At 74.3% G+C, this 5,177-nt stretch carries 4 protein-coding genes; 2 read left to right on the top strand and 2 right to left on the bottom strand.

Features of this window, described 5'->3' with window-relative positions; genetic code table 11:
- Together ACTUAL_RS07595 and ACTUAL_RS07600 are read left to right on the top strand one after the other, a co-directional pair.
- A partial coding sequence (locus tag ACTUAL_RS07595; protein ID WP_440899741.1) for a thioester reductase domain-containing protein occupies window positions 1-2,063 on the top strand: 2,063 nt, incomplete at its 5' end.
- A gap of 81 nt (window positions 2,064-2,144) precedes the next feature.
- On the top strand, window positions 2,145-2,552 hold the full coding sequence (locus tag ACTUAL_RS07600; RefSeq protein WP_096495687.1) for a YybH family protein: 408 nt from the start codon (window positions 2,145-2,147) through the stop codon (window positions 2,550-2,552).
- Window positions 2,553-2,624: 72 nt separating this feature from the next.
- Here the strand turns inward: ACTUAL_RS07600 and ACTUAL_RS07605 are convergent, their stop codons facing one another.
- On the bottom strand, window positions 2,625-3,797 hold the full coding sequence (locus tag ACTUAL_RS07605) for an acyl-CoA dehydrogenase family protein (protein ID WP_440899742.1): 1,173 nt from the start codon (window positions 3,795-3,797) through the stop codon (window positions 2,625-2,627).
- Window positions 3,794-5,177: aspartate aminotransferase family protein (locus tag ACTUAL_RS07610; RefSeq protein WP_440899743.1), on the bottom strand; the 1,384-nt coding region annotated here is incomplete at its 5' end. The genes ACTUAL_RS07610 and ACTUAL_RS07605, both read right to left, overlap by 4 nt.

Genomic DNA, 5,177 nt, shown 5'->3' on the forward strand with positions numbered 1-5,177 from the left:
CCGCCGACACCACCGACCCGGCCGCGCTGGCCGAGGTGCTGCGCGACCGGCGGGTCGACCTCGTCCTGCACACCGCGGGCGTCCTGGACGACACCGCGCTGCAAACCCTCACCCCCGAGCGCCTCGCGGCCGTGCTGCGCCCCAAGGTGCACACCGCCTGGCACCTGCACCGGCTGCTCCCCGACGCCCACCACGTCCACTTCTCCTCCCTCGCCGCCACCACCGGCGGCCCCGGCCAGGCCAACTACGCCGCCGCCAACACGTTCCTGGACGCCCTCGCCCACCTGCGCGCCGACCGGGGCGCGCCCACCACCTCGATCGCCTGGGGCCTGTGGGCCATGCCCACCGGCATGGGCGGCGCGCTCTCCGAGCTCGACCTGGCCCGCATCGCCCGCGCAGGCTTCCGCCCCGTCACCCCCGACCGGGGCCCGGCGCTGCTCGACGCGGCCCTCGACAGCGGCCTGCCCGCCGTCGTCGCCACCCCGCTCGACATCACCGCCATCCGCGCCTCCGGCACGCCCCAACCCCTGTTCGCGGACCTGGTGCGCACCCCGCTGCGCCGCAGGGCCGTCAACACCGACACCTCCGCCGCCCCCGACCCGCTCGCCGAACCCGACCCCGCCCGCAGGCGCGCCCGGCTGCGCGCCCGGGTCGGCGCCGAGGGCGCGGCCGTCCTCGGCCTGCCCGCCCCGCCCGAGCCGCACCGCCCGTTCCCCGAGCTGGGCTTCGACTCGCTCACCTCGCTCGAGCTGCGCCACCGGCTCGCCGCGACCCTCGGCTCGCCCCTGCCCGCCTCGCTCGTGTTCGACCACCCCACCCCCGACGCGGTCGCCGACTTCCTGCGCGACCTCGGCGCCCCGCAGGCGCCCGCCCGCGCCGAGGTCGACTTCGCGCGGGAGGCGCTGCTGGCCGACGACGTCGTCCCCGCCGCCACCACCGCGACCCACGCCGCCGACCCCGACGAGGTGCTGCTCACCGGGGCCACCGGGTTCCTGGGCGCGTTCCTGCTCAGGGACGTGCTGCGCACCACGCGGGCCCGCGTGCACGCCGTCGTGCGCGCCCCCGACGCCGCCGCCGGGCTCGCCAGGATCGCCGAGAACCTGCGCTGGTACCGGCTCGACGACGAGGTCGACCTGTCCAGGGTCGTCGTGCACCCCGGCGACCTCGGCCTGCCCGGCCTCGGGCTGCCCGAGGAGGTGCGCGACCTGCTGGCCCGCACCGCCGACGTGGTGTTCCACGCGGGCGCCGAGGTCAACTGGCTCCAGCCCTACCAGGCGCTGCGCCCGGTGAACGTCGCGGGCACCGAGGAGGTGCTGCGCCTGGCCGCGGCCCACCGCACGGTGCCCGTGCACTTCGTGTCCTCCACGGGCGTGTTCGACCAGCCCGTCACCCCCGGCGTGCCGCTGACCACCGACGACATCCCCGGACCGCCCGAGGTGCTGTCCAACGGCTACCGCCAGTCCAAGTGGGTGGCCGAGCGCATGATCGACCAGGCCCGCGAGCGCGGCCTGCCCGTGTCGGTGTACCGGGTCGACGTGGTCTCCGGCGACCAGGTCAACGGCGCCTGCCAGACCAGGGACTTCGTGTGGCTGGGCCTGAAGGGCATCCTGCGCAGCGGAGCCGTCCCCGAGGGCCTGGAAGGCCGGTTCCACCTGGTGCCGGTCGACTACGCCAGCGCCGCCATCACCCACCTGGCCACCAGGCCGGAGGCGGCGGGCCGCACCTTCCACGTCTCCAACCCCGCCCCGATCACCTACCGGGACATGATCGGCCACCTCAGGTCGCTCGGCCACGAGCTGGAGGAGCTGCCCCCGGCCGAGTGGAGCGCGCGGGTGCGCGCCGACCGGGACAACGCCCTGCAACCGCTGCTCGACTCGTTCGAGGCCATCGCCGCCGCGGGCGAGGGCGCCTACCCGGACTTCGACGTCACCGGGACCGACGAGGCGCTGCGCGACGCGGGCCTGACCTGCCCGCCGATGACCGGCGAGCTGTTCACCAGGTACGTGCGCTTCTTCACCGACGCGGGCTACTTCCCCCGCGCGGGCGCGGACAGCCTGAACTAGCCGCACGACCCCCGCCCCGGCCGGGTCGCCCGACCGGGCCGGGGCCGGGCGCGGACCGAGCAAGCCGACGAGGAGCCAGTGATGACCGAACCGCTGATGGTGCACGACATCCCCACCGACGACCTGACCAGGCAGACCGACCTGTTCCTGCGGGCCTTCAACTCCTGGGACCACGACACGATCGAGCGCATGTACAGCCCCGACGCGGTGTCGGTGTGGAAGCCGGGCGAGGAACCGGTCGGCGGCGACGCCAGGAGAGCCAACGTCGCCGAGTTCCTCTCCTGGCGGGTGCCGATGCGGGCCCGCACCAAGGGGATCTACGTCAACGGCGACACGGCCCTGCTCATCGTCGACTGGGAGATCAGGGGCACCTCGGTCACCGGCGAGCGGATCGACCTGGGCGGGACCGGCACGGACGTGCTGCGCCGGGGCAGGGACGGCCGCTGGCGCTACATCATCGACAACGCCTACGGCGGCGCGGACGACTGAGCCCCGCGTCCGGGCGGGAGCACCGGGAAGGGGCGGGACGGCGCACGGCCGTCCCGCCCCTTCCGCGCGCGCTCAGTACCGCTTGCCCTCCGGCAGCGCGTACCGGTTGAACATCAGGTCCCGCAGCACGTCGTCGCCGCCCTCGACGATCGAGATGTAGCGCATGTCCCGCACCAGCTTCCCGATCAGCGACTCGCCGGTGTAGCCCAGCGCCCCGAACATCTCCGACCCGGTCGTCGCGATCGACCAGCCCATCTGCCCGGTGAACATCTTCGTCTCCAGCGCCGACTTCAACGTCCCGTGCCGCAGGAAGTCCGCGCCCGGCGCGCCGCCCAGCATGATCGAGTCGAAGTCGCGGCCCGCGGCCCTGCACTGGTTGAGCATCACGCCGATGCCCATCTCCGCCTGCCCGATCTTCGCCCCGAACACCGCGTTGGACAGCAGCGTCGAGCCCCGCAGCGGCTTCTGCCTGGCGTACTCGATCGACAGGTCCCTGATCCGCCTGGCCACCCCGATCGCGGTGGAGGCGATCAGGACCCGGCTGGCGTTGAGCCCCACCTCCAGCACCCGCAGCCCCGGCCCGGACAGCGCGTTCGACGCGGGCACCCGCACGCCCCGCAACGACACCTGGTAGGTGCCGGAGGCCCGCACGCCCACCACGTCCCACCGCTTGACCACGTGCACGCCCGGCGCGTCCCTCGGCACCACGATCGCGGCGTGCCCCGACGGGTTGTCCGGCGACTTCGCCACCACCACGAGGAAGTCCGCGAAGTCCGCGTTGGTCGCGAACCACTTCTCCCCGTCGAGCACCAGCTCGGCGCCCTCGCGCCGCGCCTCGGTGGCGGTGCGCCCCAGCTCGCTCCCGGCCGCCTGCTCGCTGCCCAGCGTCGCCGCGAACCCGCCGGACTCCGCCAGCGGTCGCAGGTGCCGCTGCTTGAGCTCGTCCGACCCGTACAGCCACACCATGTTCGTGGCCATGATCGAGATCAGCAGGGTGAACGCCACCCCGGCGTCGCCGTACGACAGCTCCGACACCAGGTCGACGCTCTGCTCCAGCGTCAGCCCGAGCCCGCCCAGCTCCGGGCTCAGCCACCAGTTCGACAGCCCGGTCTTGGCGAACCCCTGGTACAGCGGCAGCGGCATGTCACCCAGCACGTCCAGCTCCGGGCGCTCGCCCAGCAGCTCGTCGCGCACGAACTCCCGGACCCGCTCCCGCGCCTCGGCGAACTCCACGGCCGCGGTCACACCAGCCTCCTCGCCGGGTCGCCGAGCACCGCCATGACGTCGCGCAGACCGTTCTCCAGCCGCGCGATCTCCTCGTCGGACACGTGCAGCGAGGGCTCGAACCGCAGCGTGCTCGTCGCGCTCGCCGTGGGGAACAGCCGGATCGCGTGCTCGCGCAGCAGGTAGCCCGCGACCGCGTAGCCGAGCATCCCGGCCGCCGCCTGCCCGGCCACCGCCGCGTTCGCGCTGCCGGACTGGTCGCGCAGCTCCAGCCCCAGCATCAGGCCCCGGCCGCGCACCTCCAGCACCAGGTCGGGGTGGTCGGCCCTGATCGACTCCAGCACCCCGGCCAGCCGCCGCCCGCGCTCGGCGGCCACCCGGTAGGCCCGCCCGCCGTCGGCCTCCATCAGCGCGAGCGCCCGCAGCGCCACCGTGCAGGAGAAGCTGTCCTTGGCGAAGGTCGAGCTGTGCACCAGCTCGAAGTCGCCCCGGTAGTGCTTGCCGCGCACCAGCATCACCGCGGCCTTGGCGATCCCGCCGCCCAGGCTCTTGGACAGCGCGTAGTAGTCGCCGCGCAGCCCGATCTGCGAGCTGGCGAAGAACGCCCCGCACCGGCCCATGCCGCTCTGCACCTCGTCCACGACCACCGGCACGCCCGCCTCCTCGCAGGCGGCGCCGATCTCCTTGGCGAACTCGGCCTCCACCTCGCGGATGCCGCCCTCGCCCTGCACCGGCTCCAGCAGGAACGCGGTCACCACCGGCAGCTCCCGGTCGGTCAGGCGCACCACGCCGTCGACGACCACCGGCTCCCGCAGCCACACCCGCTCCGGCTCCAGCACCTCCCGCACCGACTCCGGCCGGTTCAGCGTCACGAACCGGGTCGGCCTGGCCAGCGCCGAGAACGGCTCGCGGTAACCGGGGTTGTGGGTCAGCTGGGTGCTGCCCACGAGCTTGCCGTGGAACCCGCCCTCCAGCGCCAGGAACACCGGGCGCCGCGACGCCGCCTCCCCGGCGAGCGCGACCAGCCGGTCGGCCAGCGCGCCGAAGTCCCCGGAGGCCAGGCCGAACTCGCGGTACGCCTCCTCGTCGACCAGCGCCCCGCCGTCCACCGCGGCCCTGGCCGCCGCCACCGCCGACCCCACCGCCTCCACGACCGCGCGCACCCGGTGCCCCCGGTCCAGCTCGGCGTGCTTCACGGCGGCCTCCACGGCCTCCGCGCCGGAGTTCGCGAACACCGCGTAGTACGGCTCGGAAACCCCGAACTCGCGGTGCAGAACCGCGTTCAGCTCGTTCGCCAGCCGGTTCGCGTAGGGGTGCCGGGAGAACTGGGCGTGGATGGGCGTGCCGTCCGCGAGCAGTTCGCGCGCCAGTTCCACCAGTTCCGGGTTGTTGTGCCCGAGC

This window comes from Actinosynnema sp. (genome assembly GCF_052038725.1).

Bases quoted from the DNA above. Each gene is read 5' to 3' on its own strand.
- ACTUAL_RS07600 (WP_096495687.1), top strand. From the start codon at position 2,145: ATGACCGAACCGCTGATGGTGCACGACATCCCCACCGACGACCTGACC.